The sequence below is a fragment of the Lysobacter sp. Soil_C_15 genome, from assembly GCF_057657315.1.
Window position 1 is genome coordinate 520368 of record NZ_JBDGIR010000002.1, and the last position, 18524, is coordinate 538891.

Genomic DNA, 18524 nt, shown 5'->3' on the forward strand with positions numbered 1-18524 from the left:
GCGCGGCCGTGGCCGCGCCCGCCGGCGCCTCAGTACCTCTTCTCGAAATTGATCAGCAAGCTGTGATCGTCGTCGTTGCCGCTGCCGAACAGGCCGCGGTACTCGAAGCGCAGCGCCCAGTCGCGTTCGCCCTGCAGCACCGCACCGAGACCGAATACGTAGCGGTTGCGGTCCAGGCCGAGAATGCGCGCGCGGTAGAACGGCCCGCCGAGCATGTAGGCGTAGCTCATCGTCGCGATGCTGTCGTCCTCGAAGTCGTGCTGGTATTCCAACAGCATCCGCGGCGACAGCCGGCCCCAGCTCATGTCGTAGCGGTAGTCGATGCGCAGGCCCAGGCTGGTGGTGGTGGTGTCGACGTCCTGATCGCGATAGTGCAGCGCGTACAACGGGTCGCCATGCTCGGTGTAGCCGTCCAGGCGAGCGCGGGCGATGTCCAGGCGCGCGTACGGGGTCACCCGCAGGCGGTCGCGCTGGTGCTCGAAGCCGGCCGAGACCGAACCGAACCACTGCTTGCCGTCGCGCGAGCCGCGCACCATGCCGCCGGTGTCGGTGACGTAGCGACGGGTGTCGAACGACAGCCACTGATAGCCGAGCAGGCCGTCGAGGTAGAAGGTCTTGCCCGGGTGGTAGCTGGCATAGCCGACCAGGCTGTAGCTCTCGGCCTCGCTGCGGCTGCCGCGCTGGCCGACGTCGGTGTCGTCGCGGCCGTAGCCGACGCCGCCGCCGAGGGCGAAGGCATCGCTGAGGCGCACGTCGGCGCCGGCGCTGATGCCGCTGGTCTCGAAGTCGAAGCCGGCCGAGCCGCTGCGGCCGTCGCGGTTGCCGCTGTTGATGGTGCCGCCGGTCCACACCCCGTAACGGCTGCCGCTGCCGGCCACCGGAGCCGGTTCCTGCATCGCCGCGGCGTCGTCGCCGAGCAAGGCCTGACGGCAATCGCTGCCCGGGGTGCGGCGCGCTTCGTCGCGGCAACGCGAGTCGATCGAGAAGCTCAGCCCGTTGTCGAAACGCGCCCCGTTCTCGCCGCCTTCGTGCAGCCCCTGCATGCGCTGCTGGAAGTTGCCGATCTGCGAATTGGCGAAACGCCGCGCCGCCGAGGTCTGCGCGCCGAGCAGGCCGAGCACTTCGGCGTCCTTGGACGGATCGCTGCGCGGCGCAACCTCTATTTCGATCGTCGCCACCGTCGAGGTCGCGTGCGCATTGCTGATCGTGAAGCTGGCCACGGCCACGCCGGCGTAGCCGATCACCGGCGTATAGCGCAGTTGGAAGCCGCCGCCGGAGCCGACGATCGTCGCCGTGCCCGAACTGGCCGGGGTCAGCGAGACCAGGGTAGCCGCGGTGAACGGGCCGCCGCGCGCGCCGGTGGTCAGCTCGACCACGACCGCCGCGCCGGCGACCGTGCGCACCCGCCGCGACACCGCCACCGGCACCGCGTTGACGGTGATGGTCGAGGCGATCGGCGCCGACGGGCCGAAGGCGTTGTTGAGCGTGTAGTTCAGGACGATCGCGCCGGCCGTGTCCGCGGCCGGGGTGTAGGTGATGCGGGTGCCGTCGACCGTCGCCGTGCCCGAGCTCGGCGGCGCCAGCAGGGTCACGCCGGTGAACGGACTGCCGGTCGCTCCGGTCGCCGCATCGATGGTCACCGCCGTGGTCGACAGGGTGGTCGCGGTCTGCGGCTGGCCGACCGGCACCGGCAGCGCCGCGACCGTAACGGTCACGGTCGCCGGCGCCGAGGTGCCGCCCGGGCCGCTCGCGGTGTAGGTGAAGCTGTCGCTGCCGAAGTAGTCGGCGGCCGGCGTGTAGACCACGCTGGTGCCGCTGACCGTGGCGGCGCCGTGGCTGGGAAGGGTGGCGATCGCGACCGAGCTGATGATGCCGGTATCGTTGGCGACCACATCGACGGTCACCGGGCTGTTGGCCAGGGTGCTGGCGCTGTCGTCGACCGCGACCGGCACCGCGTCGGCGACGACGATGGTGTAAGCGACGGTGCTGTTGTAGCCGGCATCGTCGGTGGAGCGGACGGTGAAGCTGTAGCTGCCGGCCAGCACCGGCGTGCCGCTGAGCGTGCCGGCCGAGGAGAACGCGATTCCGGCCGGCAGCGCGCCAGACACGATCGAGTAGGTGTACGGCGCGATGCCGCCGCTGCTGCTCAGGCTCTGGCTGTAGGCGGTGCCGACCACCCCGTTCGGCAGGGTCGTCGGCGAAATCACCACCGTCGCCGGATCGATGCGGAAGGTCCGCACGACCGCCGCGTTCTGGCCGTTGGCGTCGGTGGCGCGCACGGTGATGCTGAAATTGCCGTCGCTGCGCGGGACGCCGGACAGCGCCCCGGCCGAGCCGAAGCTCATGCCGATCGGCAGCGAACCGGCGAGCAGCGAGTAGCTGTACGGCGCGACGCCGCCGCTGGCGCTGAAGCTGGCGCTGTAGGCGGTGCCGGCGGTGCCGTCGGGCAGGCTCGGCGGGTCGATGGTGATGGTCGGGGCGCCGACCTGGATCACGTAGTTCTGGGTGATCTGGAACGGCGCGCCGGTGCCGGTGCTGGAGTCGGTGGCGCGAACGCTCAGCGTGTACAGGCCCGGTACCGTCGGCGTACCGCTGAGCACGCCGGCCGAGGACAGGCTGACCCCGACCGGCAGCGCGCCGGCGGTCAGCGAGAACGAGTAGGTCGGGGTGCCGCCGCTGGCGCTGAAGTTCACCGTGGTGGCGACGCCGTACGGCATCGGTATCGTGCCGGCGGCCGGAGTCATGCTCAGCGTCGGCGCGCCGACCGTGAGGGCGAACGATTCCGACTTCGTCGACGGCCCATCGCCGGTGCTGCTGTCGGTGGCCTGGACGTTGACGGTGAAGCTGCCGGCCTGGGTCGGCGTACCGCTGACGGTGAGGCTGTCGCTGCCGGTGGCCGTCAGGCTCAAGCCTGCGGGCAGTCCGCTGGCGCTGTAGCTGGCGTAAGGCGCGGCGCCGCCGCTCCAGGTGAAGCTGACGCTGTAGCTGGCGCCGACCTGGGCGTTCAACGGGCCGGACGGGGTGACCGCGATCGCCGGCGGAGCGACGGTGATCGTGACCGTCGCCGGCGCCGAGGTGCCGGCGCCGTTGGTCGCGGTGTAGGTGAAGCTGTCCGCGCCGTAGTAGCCGGCGGTCGGCTGGTAGGTGATCGAGGTGGCGCTGGCGATCGCGGTGCCGTGCGCCGGTGCGCTGCCGATCGCGACCGAGGCCGGCGTGCCGCCGGTGATCGACAAGGTGATCGGAGTGGCGCCGGCGTTGTAGGCGACGGAGGCCGAGACCGGGTTGGCGACCGGCGCGATGTCGACGATCTGCAGCGAGTAACCGCGCGGCGCCGAGTTGTACGGCCCCGAGCCGGTGCTGGAGTCGGTGGCGACGACGGCGAAATTGAAGGTGCCAGGCGCGGTCGGCGTGCCGCCGAGGGTGCCGGTGCTGGCCGACAGGGTCAGGCCGGGCGGCAGCGCGCCGGCGGTCAAGGCATAGGTATAGGGCGAGGTACCGCCGCTGGCGGGGTTGAGGGTGGCGCTGTAGGCCGAAGCCACCGTGCCGTTGGCCAAGGTGGTCGCCGGCAGGGTCACCGTCGCCGGATTGACGGTGAAGATGTAAGCGCGCGAGCCGGTGTACGGCGCGCCGGCGCCGGTGCTCTGGTCGGCGGCGATGATCATGAAGTTGAACGATCCGCCCGCGGTCGGCGTACCCGACAGGACCCCGCCGGCGCTGATGCTCAGGCCCGGCGGCAACGCGCCCGGCGGGGCCGAGAAGGTGTAGCTGCCGTTGCCGCCGCTGGCGCTCAGGGTCTGGCTGTAGGCCACCCCGACCGTGGCCGCGGGCAGGGTCGGCGGGTCGACGTTGATGTTCGGCGGCGCCACCACCAGGCTGTAGGCGCGGCTGCCGACGAAGCTGTTGGCGTCGGTGGCGCTGACGGTGAAATTGAAAGTGCCGACCGCGCTCGGCGTGCCGCTGAGGCTGCCGGTCGAAGACAGGGTGAGGCCTGCCGGCAGCGCGCCGGCGGTGACCGCGAAGCTGTACGGCGCGGTGCCGCCGCTGGCGGTAATGGTCTGGCTGTAAGCGACCGCGGCGGTGGCGTTGGGCAGGGTGGCCGGGTTGACGACGATGGTCGGTTCCAACGCGACGGTGACGTTGTAGGTCTTGATGCCGAAGGCGACCGACGTGGCGCCCGGCCCCGGTTCGCTGCTATCGGTGGACTTGACCGTGAAGCTGAAGTTGCCGGCCGTGGTCGGCGTGCCGCTGATGGCGCCGGTACTGCTCAGGCTCAGGCCCGGCGGCATGGCGCTGCCTACTTCGAGGGCGTAGGTATACGGCGCATAGCCCCCGCTGCTGGTCAGATTCGCCGAATACGCCAGGTTGCGGGTCATCGCCGGCAACGGATCGGGACCGATCACCGGCTGGGTGTTCGGGATCGAGATCGAATACGACTTGACCGTGGTGATCGGCGTCGGCGTGGTCGAGTCGGTGACGGTGATCGCGACGGCGAAGTTGCCGCGTTGTATGACCGTGCCGCTGAAGGTGCCGGCGCTGAAGTTAAGCCCGTTGGGCAAACTGCCAGTGGTCAGGGTGTAGGTATATGGCGCAACGCCTCCGGTGGCGCTCATGGCCTGGTTGTAAGCAACCGCGAGCACCGGAGTGATCGTCGCTGGACTGACCGTGATCGGGCTGGTGCCCGGAGCGATGGTGACGTTGACGGTGACGTCGCCGCCAACGCCGTCTTCGAAAACGAAGCTGTCGCTGAGCGCCGAATCGCCGTTGTGGGTGTAGGTGACCAGGTCGGTCGACTGATCGGTCGAAGCCGAGCCATGCGCGGGATGGGTGGTGACGATGCCGATGCCGAACCCGGTCGGAAACGGGCCGCCGTCGCAATGATCGGCGTTCAGGACGCCAGTACCGCCATTGGCGACCGACAGGGTCATGACCGGACAGATGACCGACGGCGCCGCACTCGCGGTACTGGACCAGAGCATGGCCAAAGCAGCTGCCACAAGCCAACCAAACCGTAGCGCACGGTTCCTGATCGACACACTTGAACGCTTGACGTCACAGACGCCGGCTTGACGCGTTGACTGCTGCATAGTGGCCATCCCCTGACATCGCCCCCTGGCGAGGGTCGGCGACCTTGTGCGTGATCGATCCGGGCTGGACGGCGCATCGAAACCGTCCGATGCCCGTCTTTCATGACCTGATACGCAATTCGGTCCGGAATCCGGCCGCATTCGCCGCGATTTGCCGTTAAGCCATGTCATGGCGCGTCAGCGCCATGCCGGAACCGGTCGGGCCGGCCCGCTCCGCCGTGCGCGGGACGGGTTGTGCGACCGTGGTAACGGTACGCAATCCAAGGCCCGCACGGGGGCCGGACGACCTTCTCTGGGGGAAGAGATGACAGAAGTATATTTGGGACAAATCATCGCCGTCGGGTTCAATTTCGCCCCAAGGGGCTTCGCTCTTTGCAACGGCCAGCTTCTGGCGATCGCCCAGAACCAGGCCCTGTTCTCGCTGCTGGGCACCACCTACGGCGGCAACGGGCAGACCAATTTCGCCCTGCCCGACCTGCGCAGCCGCACGCCGGTGGGTTTCGGCAATTCGGTCGATCCGTCCTGGAACCCGTCGCCGTACCAACTGGGGGAAACCGGCGGAGTCGAGAACGTGACTCTGCTGACCACACAACTGCCGGCCCACACCCATGCCATGGCCGGCAGCAACGTCGCGGCGACCAGCCGCAATCCGACCAACAATTTCTACGGCACCACCGCTGCCGCGACCCCGCTCTACGCCACGACCGGCCAGACCCAGGTGCCGTTGTCGCCGACCACGGTCGGCCCGATAGGCGGCACCTCGCCGCATCCGAACCTGCAGCCGTACCGCGTGATCACCTATTGCATCGCGCTGGTCGGCATCTACCCGTCGCGCAACTAAGGCTCGCCCGACATCATTCGGCCGCCCGAAGCGGCCCACTATTCCAGTAACTAGATTTCGGAGCATTGATCATGAGCGAGCCCTATGTCGGCGAAATCCGTCTGTTCGGCTTCAGTCGCGTCCCCAACGGCTGGTTTGCCTGCGATGGCAGCCTGCAACCCATATCGCAATACGAAACCCTGTTCGCGCTGATCGGCACCATCTATGGCGGCGACGGCGTGTCCACCTTCGCCGTGCCGGACCTGCGCGGCCAGGTGCCGCTGCATTGGGGACAAGGCCCTGGACTGAGCAACTACGTCATCGGCCAGGCCGCCGGCAGCGAGAGCGTCACCCTGATCGCGCAGCAGATGCCGAGCCACACGCACACCATGCTGGCCACGACGCTGACGGCTAGCGCAGTGACCCCGGCCGCCACGCTCGAGTTGGGCGGATTGAACGGCGACGCCATGTACGTCACCGATATCAGCGGCGCGGCGCCGTTCTCGATGAATCCAGCCACCCTCGGCGGCGCCGGCGGCAGCCAGCCGCACGACAATCTCATGCCCACGCTGACGGTGCAGTACTGCATCGCCTGGGCCGGCATCTTCCCGCAACAGAATTGAGCAGCGCCGGCCCGCACGCGGGCGCGCACGCCATCAGGAGTACGACATGACCGAACCTTTCATCGGCCAGATTCAGCAATTCGGTTTCAATTTCGCCCCGCGCGGCTGGGCGTTCTGCAACGGCGCCACCCTGGCGATCCAGCAGAACACCGCGCTGTTCGCCCTGCTCGGAACGCAGTACGGCGGCAACGGCCAGACTACCTTTCAGCTGCCGAACTTCGCCAACCGCGCGGCCTGCAATCAAGGTCAGGGGCCCGGCCTGACCGACCGCACGATCGGCGAAGTATTCGGCAGCGACTCGGTCACCTTGACCAGCGCGCAGATGCCCGCTCACGTTCACACGGTGCAGGTATACAACCAGCCGACGGCATCGAAGAAGGCCGCGTCACCCAGCGTCGGAAACGCCTTGGGATCGCCCAGCGCCAGCGCCTTCGCGATTCCCGGCACGGCCAACGCACCGTTTTCGCCGACGGTGATCCAACCCGCCGGCGGCGGCCAGCCGCACGAGAACCGCCAGCCCTACCTGGCGATGAACTTCTGCATCGCCCTGCAGGGCGTGTTCCCCTCGTTCGGTTGATCGCGATGCACGGGCCGTCGCCGACGCTGTCGTTTCCGCCGCCGCATCGCGGCGGCCCGTGCCTGCGTCTGGCCGCCGGCCTGTGCGAACAGGGCGTAACCTTGCGCGCGGCCCGCGACGACGACATGGCCTGGCTGCGCCGGCACTACCGCCAGCGGCGCGCCGCGGAATTCGCGCCGCTGGGCTGGCCGGCGGCGGCGCTGGAGGCGTTCCTGGACCAGCAATTCGCCATGCAGCACCAGCATTACGCCCGCTACTACGCCGACGCGCAGTTCCTGATCGTCGAACGCGACGCGGCGCCGATCGGGCGGCTATACCTGCTGCGCCGCGCGCCGGAGCACCTGCTGGTCGATATCGGACTGGACGCTAACGAGCGCGGCCAGGGCCTGGGCGCGGCGCTGATCGCGGCCGCGCAGGCCGACGCCGCCGCATCGGGACGCGGACTGCGCCTGCATGTCGAGCACGGCAACGACGCGGCGCGGCGCCTGTATCAACGGCTGGGCTTCGAACACGAAGAAAACCTGCCGACCCACGCCGCGATGCGCTGGCGCGCGCGCGAACCGGCCGCGCCGGCCTGAGGCGACGGCCTCAGTTGAAGATCGCCTGATACAGGAAGCCTTCGCGCTCGCGCGCGACCGGCACCAGGAAGATGCCGATTTCGCCGATCGAATCGTGGCGCATCAGATAGGTCTGCTGCGGAAACAGGAACGAAGAGCCGTTGCGGAACAGCAGCGAGAACGGCATGCGCATCGCCTGTTGCGGCCGGGTGCTGAGCGCGCGCGCTTCGACCAGTACGAACGGGACTTCGCCGTCGTTGAGTTGCGCCGAGTAGGTCTCGTTCACGTGCGTAGCGAAATGTTCCAGCGTCAACAGTTCCATCGCAGGCCTCCCCAAGCCGAGGCCGCATCGTCACCGCAGGCGGCGCGCGATGCAAGCCCCGGGTGCGGATTCGCGACCGACGGCAGGATCCTTCGCGGGCGCAGCGCACACGTCCCACCCGGCACATTGAGCCGGGAGCGTGCGCCACCCGCGATCGCCGGCCCCGACCGTCGCCGCCGCGGTCCCAGTCCGCAACGGCGACGGCCGGAGCCGCCGATGGCCGGGCGTCCCTGCCCGTCCCTGCTTTCATCACTGACGGAGATGAAAGTTTCCAACTCATGTCCTCGCCGCGCCCAGGCGGGGCGGCGCGACGCGGTGCCGCGCCGGCCGCGGCGTCCGTCCGGCAAAGCCGACGGGCGCCGCGGACCGGCCGACCCCGGGGATGGCGCGAACCGGCGGCGCGCCCTCGGCGCTGCGGTCCCTGCCCTCGCCGCCACGACACGGCGAGCGGCGGACCCGCGGCGCGCATCGTGCGCACCCGGGCCGGTTCGCGCGGTCGGTCGCCGCGCCTTGCGCCTGCGACCGTTCCCCTACCCCTTTCCGAGGGGTACCGGCGGCCCCGGCGCGAGCGCGCCGGAGCGGATGCGCGAAGCTACAAGGCCGCCACGGCGCGCGGCATGGCGTTGCCGCCGATCGCGGTCACCGCGACCACCGCATCGGCGCTGGCCTGCCCGCTGTGCACGCGGTAGACGTAGGTGTCGACGCCTTCGAAACCCGGATCGGGCGTATAGGTCGCGCGGCCGTCCTGCAGCCGCACCACGCCGTGACTGGGCGCTTCGACGATGCTGTATTGCAACTGCGAGCCATCGCCGATCGAACCGCGCAGGGCGACCGTGGCGGCGGCGCCGTCGACGCTGTTGGTGACCAGGTCGGCGGCGGCGAGCGGCCGGTAGCGATCCAGATCGCTCACGCCGCGTTCGACCGCTGCGGCGGCGCCGGCGAAGGACGCGGCCGACATCGCCAACGACGACAGCATGGGGTTCGGGGCGCCACCGGCGATGCCGACCGCGAACAGGCTCAGGCACAACACGACGGGCCCCTTGATACTCTTGGACAACATGCCAACTCCTTCTGGTTGAGAACGGGATTGCCGACTTCCACGGCACGTTCCGGACAGCGCATCCCTGCGCCGATCGACTGCGCGACCGTTCCTCGATCGCTTTCCCTGCCGCTTCCGGACCCGCTGCGACGTCCTGTCGCCAACGGGAAAGCATGATCGCAGGAGGGCGTCGCAGAGGCCGAGACGGGGCGCGACCGGAGTCGAAAAATCCGCGCTTCGATGCCTGCCGCGCGAGCCGATGCGCCGACCGGATCGGCAGCGTGCGCGAGGGTGGGATCAGCGCTTGAGACGCAGCGGCGGCGTTGGCCAGACCGGGCAGAACGGCGATCCGGCGACCGCCCTCACCCGGGCCTCTCGCGCAGACGGGAGAGGGAGCGAGGCAGCGGCTGCGGGATCCTGCGATGACGCCTCTGCTGCTGGCGGGAGAGGCGCGAAATATCGGCTATCGGGTGTCGTGACCAGCCCCTCTCCCGCTTGCGGGAGAGGGGCTGGGGTGAGGGCGCAGGGTTGGGGTGAGGGCGCAGGGTTGGGGCGAGGGCGCAGGGCTGGAATGAGGGCGCACGGCAGACGGGCCGTTCGCCGAAACGCTAACCGCGATCGCGCACCGCCCGCGCAGCAACCTGCGCTCATCCGGTCGAACGCCGGGGTCGAACCAAGAACCGTACCGCCGGCATCGAAACGCCGGCCGGGTGAAAAAGCGCTTAGTGCTCGCCCATGTAGTCGCGCTTGCCGATCGCCAGGCCGTTGTGGCGCAGGATCGCGTAAGCGGTGGTGACGTGGAAGAAGAACTGCGGCAGGCCGTAACGCACCAGGTAATCCTGTCCGCCGAAACGGCGCTCCTTCGGCGTACCGGGACGCAGCACCACGTCGCGGTCTTCGGCGCCTTCGAACAGCGCCGGTTCCAGGCCGTCGATGAAGGCCAGGGTCTTGGCGATGCGCGCCTGCAGTTCGGCGAAATCGCGCTCGTCGTCCGGGTAGGACGGCACTTCGACATCGGCCAGGCGCGCGCTCACGCCCTTGGCGAAATCGCAGGCGATCTGGACCTGGCGCAGCAGCGGGAACATGTCCGGAAACAGCCGCGCCTGCAGATAGGCGTCCGGATCGATGCCGCGTTCGCCGGCATGCTCCTGCGCGCGCTGCAGGATCGTCGACAGGCTGCCGAGCATCTGCCGGAGCACCGGCACCGAAGCGGAATACATCGAAATCGTCATGGCGAAGACCGTGGTGGGAAAGCGCGCATGGTACGCCGCCGCGGCGGCGCGCGGTGACGGTCGGCCGCGATGTTCGCCCGAAACCGGCCGACGCCGTGCCGGAAGCCGCTCGCCCGGGCGAGCGGCGGCCGAGGCTGCGCAATGCCGCCGGCCGACGCAACGGCGCCTGTCATTCCGATCCGACGCGGACGGGCTTGGAACAGTCCATCCTGGAGGTCGCGCTCTTGCCGGTCGTGCGTTTCTTGGCGGCGGCCGTGCCGCGCCGCCGCGGCTGGGCCAGCGCCGCCGCCCAGCGCTGCGCGCCGGAGCCCTGGTCGCCCCAACTGTCGCCCGGATTGGCCAGCCTGCACCGGTCCAGCGACAGGCAGCCGCAGCCGATGCACTGGTCCAGGGTGTCGCGCATCAGGCTCAGGTGGGCGATGCGCTGCTCCAGTTCGTCTTTCCACGCCGCCGACAACCGTGCCCAGTCGGCGCGGGTCGGCACGCGCGCGTCCGGCAGCGTGTCCAGGGCCTCGCGTATCGTCGCCAGGGGCATGCCGACCCGCTGCGCGACCCGGATCAGCGCGATGCGGCGCAAGGTGTCGCGGCTGTAGCGCCGCTGGTTGCCGGCGGTGCGCAAGCTGTGGATCAGTCCCTTGGCCTCGTAGAAATGCAAGGCCGACACCGCCACGCCGGAGCGCTCGGCGACCTGCCCCACCGAGAGTTCCATCGCCATGCTCATGCGCTTGACCTCAACTTTGATTGAGGTTCTATGCTGCGCCGCAGTTCCGAACCGGGTCAAGCCATGAGCGCCGCCGAACGCCGCGATATCGCCTCCTCCGCCGCACCGCCGCAGGTCAAGGCGGTGGTCTACGAGCGCCATGGCGGCGCCGAAGTGTTGCGCGCGATCGACCTGCCGATGCCGCAGGCCGGCGCCGGCGAGGTGCGGATCCGGGTCCGCGCGGCCGGCGTGCGCCCGCGCGACATCGCCCTGCGCGCCGGCCACGCCGCAGTGCCCGGGGCGTTTGCGCGCCGGCTCGGCAACGAATTCGCCGGCGTAGTCGACCAGGTCGGCGAAGGCGTCGAAGGCCTGAAGCCCGGCGATGAAGTGCTGGGCTGGGCGGCGGCGATGAGCTATGCCGAGGTGCTGACCGTGCCGGCCGAACAGGTGGTGCACAAGCCGCCGAGCATGTCCTGGGCGGTCGCCGGCGCGCTGGCCTCGACCGGCCAGACCGCGTTGGCCGCATTGCGCGCGCTGGATCTGCAGGCGGGCGAAACCCTGCTGGTCCGCGGCGCCGCTGGCGGCATCGGCAGCGTCGCCGTGCAGTTGGCCCGCGCCTGGGGCGTGCGGGTGATCGGCAGCGCCGCGCCGGCCGATCACGATTATCTGCGCTCGCTGGGCGCGACGGCGATCGACGAGGACGAGACTGCGCCGGCACAGTTGCGCGCCTTGGCGCCCGACGGCGTCGATGCGGTGTTCGACGCGCTAGGCGCCGCGGCCTCGCCGGCCTGGGCCAGTCCGGATGCGGCGCCGCCGCGCGTGGTCGGCCTGCACGACGCGACGCACCGGCCCCGCCAGCGTGCGCGCACGCCGTGCGCCAGCGAGCGCAGCCGGGCCGGCCTGATCGAACTGGTCGGCGCCCATCTGCGCCACGGCCTGCTGGTGCGGGTGCGCGAGATGTTTCCGCTGGCCCGCGCCGCCGAAGCGCATCGCGCGGCCGAACGCGAGCCGGCGCGCGGCAAGGTAGTGCTGATGGTCTACCAGACCGCGCCGTCGGAGTCGTTCGCATGAGCCAGGACGAATCCATCGCCGGCGCCGCGCTCGGCGACGCCTCGAACGCGCCGGCCGGATACGAACCGCCGCCGCAGTCCGCGCGGCCATGGTCGGGAGGGGCCGCGGCAACGGTCCCCGGCGAAGCGGAACTGGCCCAGCGGGCCGGGTCGGCCGTCGCCGCGGCTCCTCCCGAGCACGGCCTGGATGCGCCGGGTCCGTCCGCATCGGGCCCGTCCGCATCGGGCCCGTCCGCATCGGGCCCGTCCGTATCGGGTCCGTCCGTATCGGGTCTGTTCCAGCCGGCCTATCGCGCGCTGACCGCGGGCGCTGTGGCCTTGGTCGCCTTGGTCGGTTTCGAAGCGCTGGCGGTGACCACCGCGATGCCGACCGTGGCCCGCGCGCTCGACGGCCTCTCGCTGTATGCGCTGGCCTTCGCCGGCACCCTCGCCGCGAGCGTGGTCGGCATGGTCGCCGCCGGCCCCTGGGCCGACGCGCGCGGCCCGGCCGCGCCGCTGCGCCAGGGCATCGTCTGGTTCGCGCTCGGCCTGCTGCTGGCCGGCGCGGCGCCGTCGATGGCGTGGTTGATCGCCGGGCGCGTGGTCCAGGGCTTCGGCGGCGGGTTGATCTCGGTGGCCCTGTACGTGGTGGTCGGCCGGGTGTACCCGTCGCGCCTGCATGCGCGCATCTTCGCCGCCTTCGCCGCGGCCTGGGTGGTGCCGGCGATCGTCGGCCCGGCGATCAGCGGCGCGATCGTCGAACACATCGGCTGGCGCTGGGTGTTCTTGTCGGTGCCGCTGGCCGCGGCGCTGGCGGCGTGGCTGGTGTTGCCGGCCCTGCGCGGCCTCGGGCCGAGCGCGGCCGCCGTCGCGCGGCCGCAGCGCGCGCGCCTGCTGTGGGCGTTGCTGGCCACCGCCAGCCTGCTCGGCCTGCATTACGGCGGTCAGTTGCGCGATGCCGGCGCCTGGCTGTGGATCTTGATCGCGGTCGCGGCCCTGGTCGCGGCCGCCTCGCGGCTGTTGCCGGCCGGCGCCTTGCGCGCCGCACGCGGGCTGCCGACCGTGGTCGCGCTGCGCGGCCTCGCCGCCGGCGCGTTCTTCCTCAGCGAAGCCTATATCCCGCTGCTGCTGGCGCAGGAGCGCGGCTTGTCGCCGACCTGGGCCGGGCTGGTGCTGACCCTGGGCGCGATCGGCTGGTCGAGCGGCTCCTGGATCCGCGGCCGCGCCCCGGCCAGCGCCGCGGCCACGCGTTTCCTGCACGCCGGCATGGCCCTGCTCGGCCTGGGCGTGCTCGCGATCGCTGCGTTGACCTGGACCGCGACGCCGCTGGCGCTGGGCGTCGCCGGCTGGATCGCGGCCGGCTTCGGCATGGGCCTGATGTATCCGACCTTGTCGGTGCTGATGCTGGAACTGTCGCCGCCGGAACGCCAGGGCGAGAGTTCCTCCGCCCTGCACCTGGGCGATGCGATCTTCACCGCCACCGCGTTGGCGATCGGCGGCTCGCTGTTCGCTGCGTTGCTGACCCGCTCGCATCTGCTGGCCTACCTGTGCGGCTTCGGGATCGCCGCGGCGCAGGCCTTGCTCGGCTTGTGCCTGGCGTCGCGGGTGCGGATGGCCACCGCTCCCCGCTAGCACGGCCGACCCCGCTGCTACCCCTGTTGCGCAGCGGCCTGGGCGTTGCGCCGCACGGCCGGGCGCGCCTGGGCCAGGCGCTGGTACAGCGCCACCACCTGCTCCATCAGTCCTTCCGTGCTCCAGGCGCGCGCATCCTGCGGCCCGGCCTGGGCCAGCCGCGCGCGCAGTTCCGGCGAGCGCAGCAACCGGGTCACATGGGCGGCGAAGTCGTCGACGTCCTCTTCGCTGATCAGGGCGCTGCGCGCATCGCGCAACACCGTGGCCGTGCCCATCACTGCGGTCGAGACGATCGGCACGCCCAGCGCCATGGCTTCGATCAGCACCAGGCCCTGGGTCTCGGTCGGCGAGGCGAACACGAAGGCGTCGCCGGCCTTGTAGGCGTCGAGCAGGGTCGTGCGCCGGTCCAGGTTGCCGAAGAACCGCACGTTGGCGTCCAGGCCGTACTCGTGCGCCAGGCGCTTGAGCCGCGGCGCGTCCGGGCCCTCGCCGGCGATGATGAACATCAGCCGCGGAAACTCCGTCACCAGCCGTCGCGCCACCTGCAACAGGAAAGCGATGTTCTTCTCCACCGCCAGCCGGCTCACCGTGACCAGGGTCGGGCGGTCCTGGGCGATGTCGTGGGCGATGCGGAAACGCGCGCCGTCGCCGCGCGCGAACTCGCTCAGGTCGATGCCGGTCGGCAGCACCGTCGCCGGCGTGCCCACGCCGTAGCGCCGCAGCACTTGCGCCATCTGCGCCGAGGGCACGATCAGGTGGTCGACGCCATGGCAGAGCATGCGCGACAGCCGCCGCGCGACGAAGCGCAGCCAAGGCGCCGGCGCCCACGGCAGATAGTGGCCGATGTATTCCTCGAAATAGGTGTGGTAGGTCTCCACCGTCGGCCGGCCGCTCAACTCGGCCAGGCGCACGCCCAGGCGGTGGGCGCGGAACGGGGTATGGACGTGGATCACGTCCCAATGCCGCGCCGCCAGCGCAGGCAGGATCCGGCGCAGCTCCGGCGCGCGGATCAACCGGTCTTCGGGATCGAAGAAGATCACCCGCGAGGCCAGCCGGACGATCTCGAACTCGTCGCTATCGTGCTGCTCCTGGCCGCTGTCGGGGCCGTAGTCCGGCGCCACCACCGTCACCGAATGCCCCATCCTCGCCAGCGACTGGGCGAAGGTGCGGATCGAGGTCGACACCCCGTTGACCCGCGGGAAGTAGACGTCCGACAGCATCAGGATGTTCATCCGGCCAGCCTAGCCCTCGCCCATGACTGAATCGTGGCGGCGGGCCGCGCGGCCCGCCGCCGGAGCGTCAGCGCCCTGCCCGCCGCTCGAACACCAGCGGCGTGACCAGAGGGCAGTCCGGGTGCATGCGGTTGAGCGCGTGCACCGCGCCGGCCACGCCGGTCATCAGGCCCGGGGTGAAGGCATCGCGGGCGCGGCTGCCGACCGCGCCGTGGTGCTCCTCGATCGCCGACACGATCTGCATCGTGTGTTCGGCCGGGTCGCCCCAGCCGCCGTCCGGGTCCAGCCGCGCGGCCCGCGCCAGCAACTCCCACAAGGCCAGGTCGCCGTGGCACAAGGTGTGGCTGACGCCCCAGCCGAAGCCGCGCGCGGCGTGCGCGGCGCGGCGCAAGTCGCGCAGGTGGCGGGCATCGCCGGTGAGCTGGTACAGGTCGCAGGCGGCCAGGCCGATGCCGACGCTGCCGTGACACCAGTTGTGCAGGAACTGCTCCTCGTCGGCGATGCGCGCGTCGCGCCAGCAGCCGGCGCGGTCGTCGTACAGGCCCTCTTCGAAGGCGAACGCGCGCTCGGCCAGGCTCAGCCAGCGCGCGCGGTCCTCGGCGCTGCCGGCGGCGCTGTGGCCGATCCGGCTCAGCGCCCAGCCGATGCCGCTGGCGCCGTGCGCGTAGCCGCCGATCGGCGCGTCGAAGATCGTCGACGGCCAGCACGCGCCGCGCTCGTCGACGATCGCCTGAGACTCCATGAACCGCGCCGCGCGCGCGGCCAGTTCGCGCCAGCGCGGATCGCCGCTGGCGTCGGCCAGTTGCAGCAAGGGCACGATCGCGCCGCTGGCGCCTTCGAGCAGGTCCAGGTAGCGGTCGGCCTCGAAGCCGGCCGCCTCCAGCGCCCGGGCGCGCTCGATCGCCCACTCCAGCATCTGCGGCCGTCGCAACAGGTCGTGCAAGCTCACCCAGGTCCAGATCTGCCCGCCGTAGCCGATCATGCCGCCGACCGTGCTCGGCGCATCGGCCTGCTCGATCGTGCGCAATGCGTGCAACGTGCCCTCCAGCGCCGGCTCCAGGCCGTCGACCGGGTCGGCGCGGCCGGCGCGGCATTCGTGCAGATAGCCGGCCAAGCTCAGCGCCACGCCGCCCAGGCCGGTGTACAGATCGGCCTGCAGCGGCCGGGTCACCCAGCCGGTATCGCCGAGCACCGGGCTGATCCAGGTCACGCTGCCGTCGTCGCCGTACACCGCCAGGCGCAGCAATTGCCCCACCGCCTGCGCCGCGGCCGCGCGCCGGCGCTGGTCGAGCCGCTCGGCGTGCGGATGGCGGGCGACGATCTCGGCGCGCACGCGCTCGTTCTTGCCCAGTCGCTGGTTCAGATCGACCGTGACCAGGGCGCTGCGGATGGTCAGCTCTTCCAGCTCGACCCGCATCCGCCGCCAACGCTGCAGGGTTTCCTCGATCCGCGCCGGGTCCAGCGGGGCGACGAAGATCGGCACGTCGCCGACCCGCATGTCATCGATCTCGCCGTCGATTTCGTGCGCCGACGACGGCGCGATCGGCAGCGCGACGGCGTTGCGGCGCAGGATGTCGCGGGCGCGCTCGATCGCCTTGGGCTCGTCGTGCAACGAGGCCGGGTGCCAGAGCATGCGCATGATTTCGACATAAGCCTGGGTCGGCCGGCGGATGTCGCGCGCCGGGCAGCCGAGGAACCCGCGCAGCAGCGGCTCCAGCGCGCCCTCGGCGTCGAGCGCGCGCAGGCGCGCGGTGGCCGCAACGAAGCCCTCGCTGATCCGGTCCCAGAACCGGCTCACCTCGGGGTTGGGGCTGGGATGGTTCTGCGACTGGCCGAAGTCGGCGCTGACGATCTGCAGCCGCGCGCGCGCGGTGCCCTCGTCGGCGATGCTCGGCATGCGGATCTGCGGCTGCTCGCCCGGCAGCGCGCCGGCCGCGGAGATGTCGACGCCGCCGAAGCCCAGCACCGGGGCGCGGAACGGCACGATGCCGGTGCGCAGCACCGAGGTGCGGATCAGCTCGGAGGCCAGATCGAAGGCGCGGCCGCGCGGCGACGGCGGAGTGTCGACTTCGATCGCGAACAGGCTTTCGACGTCGATCGCGACCGGCACCGGGCCGGCGGCGATCAGGTTTTCCTGGTGCAGGTCGGTGCCGCCGAGCAACTGCATCGCCGCCAGCCAGTGGCCGAGGTTGCGATAGAACGTGCCCAGTTCGGCGTCGCCGTCGCAGTAGCGGTGGTCGACGTAGCCGGTCCAGCCATAGTCGCCGCAATCCAGCGCATACGGCACCCGGATCCGATCGGGGTCGTCGCCGAACACCTGGGCGAGGAACGCGTCCAGGGCCAGATCGATGCGCAGCGAACGCGGCTTGTACATGATCCGCCCGCCTTCGAAGCCCAGCCGCACCACGGTCTGGCCGCCGGCGTGGCGGTCGCCCTCGCCCGGTTGCACCGCCAGCAGGCGGCCCGGCGCGTGGCCGAGCAGTTCGCCCAGGCGCTCGCGATCGCTGGCGATGCGCGCCGCCAGCGCTTCCAACGCCAAGCGCTGCAGTTCCAGGCTGCGCTGCAGGCGCTCGTGCAGCGCGGGATAGCGCTGGCGCAGATGCGGGTCGAACGGCGGCTGCAGCGCCAGGGCGATGAACTGCTGGAATTGCTCGACCTCGTCCTGCGCCGGCAACTGTCCGCCCAGGCGCGCGGCATGCAGTTCCAGCAGCAGGGTGCGGCTGAGCTTGAGCCGCGCGTTATCGTTGAGGGTCTGCGCGCCGACCCGCTGCAGCAGCGCGATCTCGTCGCAGTCCAGCTGCGGCGCCAGCGCGGCCAGGGTCGTGTCCAGTCGGGCGCGATGCGCGGCGGTGAAGGTTTCGATGATCGGGAGGAACGACTCGCCGCTGCTGGGTTCGCTCATCGTGTCGGTGCATCCTGCGGAATCGACGGAACCGCAGGCTCGGCGCGCGCCGGTCGCATTCGCGGGAGCGGCATCGGCGCGGCCTGCGGCGGAACGGGAATGGGCGGCGTCGCCGGCCCGGTGGATCGAACCCGCTCCCGGCGCGAGCCGGGAGCGGGCAAGCGCTGGCTAGCGTCTGCTCAGCAGCAGTAGCCGCCGCCGGAAGCGCTGCAGCTGCTGCAACGGGTCAGCAACGGCAAAGCGGTGTCGGTCAGCGCGGCTTCGGTCGCGGCGATGCCTTCGACGTACAGCGGGCCGGCCGGGTTTTCCGATTCCGAACCGTTCAACCAACCCGAAACGATGTCTTCGATCTGCATGAACCTCTCCTTGTCGGTAACAGACGTCTTAGCGCGGATTCGCCAGCGCGGTCAGCAGCACTGACCGCCGCCGGAAGCGCTGCAGCTGCTGCAACGGGTCAGCAGCGGCAAAGCGGTGTCGGTCAGCGCGGCCTCGGTCGCGGCGACGCCTTCGATGTACAGCGGACCCGCCGGGTTCATGTCTTCCGAACCGTTGAGCCAGCCCGAAACGATGTCTTCGATCTGCATAAACCTCTCCTTGTTCAATACATGATTGGAATCGGTGGCGGCCCGCGCCGGGATCCCGGGAAGCGGGCCGATTCCGATCGTTGACGGCGTACGTGCACGGAGTCGTTGCGGACGGCGGAGCGAGCCTCATCGGCGTCGGACACCGTCCCCTGGCAACTCCGCGCCGACACG

14 protein-coding genes and 1 pseudogene are annotated in these 18524 nt (G+C 70.8%); 6 read left to right on the forward strand and 9 right to left on the reverse strand.

Annotated elements, in window-relative coordinates:
• Positions 1-29: 29 nt before the first annotated feature.
• Positions 30-4925, reverse strand: coding sequence for a putative Ig domain-containing protein (locus AC3A57_RS06325; RefSeq protein WP_487578109.1), 4896 nt, complete (start codon positions 4923-4925; stop codon positions 30-32).
• A 463-nt stretch (positions 4926-5388) separates the two neighbouring features.
• On the opposite strand from AC3A57_RS06325, the gene AC3A57_RS06330 reads away from it, so the two are divergent.
• The 4 genes from AC3A57_RS06330 (at position 5389) to AC3A57_RS06345 (ending at position 7682) form a co-directional block, all read left to right on the forward strand.
• On the forward strand, positions 5389-5925 hold the full coding sequence (locus AC3A57_RS06330; RefSeq protein ID WP_487578110.1) for a phage tail protein: 537 nt from the start codon (positions 5389-5391) through the stop codon (positions 5923-5925).
• Positions 5926-5996: 71 nt separating this feature from the next.
• Positions 5997-6527, forward strand: a complete 531-nt coding sequence (locus tag AC3A57_RS06335; protein ID WP_487578111.1) for a phage tail protein — start codon at positions 5997-5999, stop codon at positions 6525-6527.
• Between the two features lie 46 nt (positions 6528-6573).
• Positions 6574-7104 (forward strand): phage tail protein, encoded by a 531-nt coding sequence (locus AC3A57_RS06340; protein WP_487578112.1) that lies wholly within the window; start codon positions 6574-6576, stop codon positions 7102-7104.
• Positions 7105-7109: 5 nt separating this feature from the next.
• Complete coding sequence (locus AC3A57_RS06345; protein WP_487578113.1) at positions 7110-7682, forward strand: N-acetyltransferase family protein; 573 nt, start codon at positions 7110-7112, stop codon at positions 7680-7682.
• Positions 7683-7692: 10 nt separating this feature from the next.
• Here the strand turns inward: AC3A57_RS06345 and AC3A57_RS06350 are convergent, their stop codons facing one another.
• The 4 genes and pseudogenes from AC3A57_RS06350 to soxR all read right to left on the reverse strand — a co-directional run.
• A complete protein-coding gene (locus AC3A57_RS06350; protein WP_221672339.1) occupies positions 7693-7983 on the reverse strand; it encodes a DUF6916 family protein in 291 nt (96 codons plus the stop codon).
• A 592-nt stretch (positions 7984-8575) separates the two neighbouring features.
• The gene (locus tag AC3A57_RS06355) at positions 8576-9043 is read right to left on the reverse strand and encodes an Ig-like domain-containing protein (RefSeq protein WP_487578114.1); all 468 of its coding nucleotides are present in this window, start codon (positions 9041-9043) and stop codon (positions 8576-8578) included.
• A gap of 701 nt (positions 9044-9744) precedes the next feature.
• The gene (locus AC3A57_RS06360; RefSeq protein ID WP_221672337.1) at positions 9745-10254 is read right to left on the reverse strand and encodes a DUF1993 domain-containing protein; all 510 of its coding nucleotides are present in this window, start codon (positions 10252-10254) and stop codon (positions 9745-9747) included.
• 289 nt (positions 10255-10543) lie between these two features.
• A pseudogene (soxR, locus tag AC3A57_RS06365) lies at positions 10544-10969 on the reverse strand (redox-sensitive transcriptional activator SoxR); the annotation flags it as partial.
• A 69-nt stretch (positions 10970-11038) separates the two neighbouring features.
• Here soxR and AC3A57_RS06370 point away from each other — a divergent pair.
• Positions 11039-12025: a quinone oxidoreductase family protein gene (locus AC3A57_RS06370; RefSeq protein ID WP_487578115.1), complete on the forward strand. Its 987-nt coding sequence runs from the start codon at positions 11039-11041 to the stop codon at positions 12023-12025.
• Entirely contained in the window at positions 12022-13635 is a 1614-nt protein-coding gene (locus AC3A57_RS06375) for an MFS transporter (RefSeq protein WP_487578116.1), read from the forward strand. The genes AC3A57_RS06370 and AC3A57_RS06375 overlap by 4 nt, the downstream gene beginning before the upstream one ends.
• A 17-nt stretch (positions 13636-13652) precedes the next feature.
• Here the strand turns inward: AC3A57_RS06375 and AC3A57_RS06380 are convergent, their stop codons facing one another.
• The 4 genes from AC3A57_RS06380 to AC3A57_RS06395 form a co-directional block, all read right to left on the reverse strand.
• Positions 13653-14867 (reverse strand): glycosyltransferase, encoded by a 1215-nt coding sequence (locus AC3A57_RS06380; protein WP_487578117.1) that lies wholly within the window; start codon positions 14865-14867, stop codon positions 13653-13655.
• 67 nt (positions 14868-14934) lie between these two features.
• Positions 14935-17769 (reverse strand): type 2 lanthipeptide synthetase LanM family protein, encoded by a 2835-nt coding sequence (locus AC3A57_RS06385; RefSeq protein WP_487578118.1) that lies wholly within the window; start codon positions 17767-17769, stop codon positions 14935-14937.
• Between the two features lie 179 nt (positions 17770-17948).
• Positions 17949-18125, reverse strand: coding sequence for a DUF6229 family protein (locus AC3A57_RS06390; protein WP_221672332.1), 177 nt, complete (start codon positions 18123-18125; stop codon positions 17949-17951).
• Positions 18126-18176: 51 nt separating this feature from the next.
• Positions 18177-18353 carry a DUF6229 family protein gene (locus AC3A57_RS06395; RefSeq protein ID WP_487578119.1) on the reverse strand — a complete coding sequence of 59 codons (177 nt, stop codon included), beginning with the start codon at positions 18351-18353 and terminating at the stop codon, positions 18177-18179.
• Positions 18354-18524 lie beyond the last annotated feature (171 nt).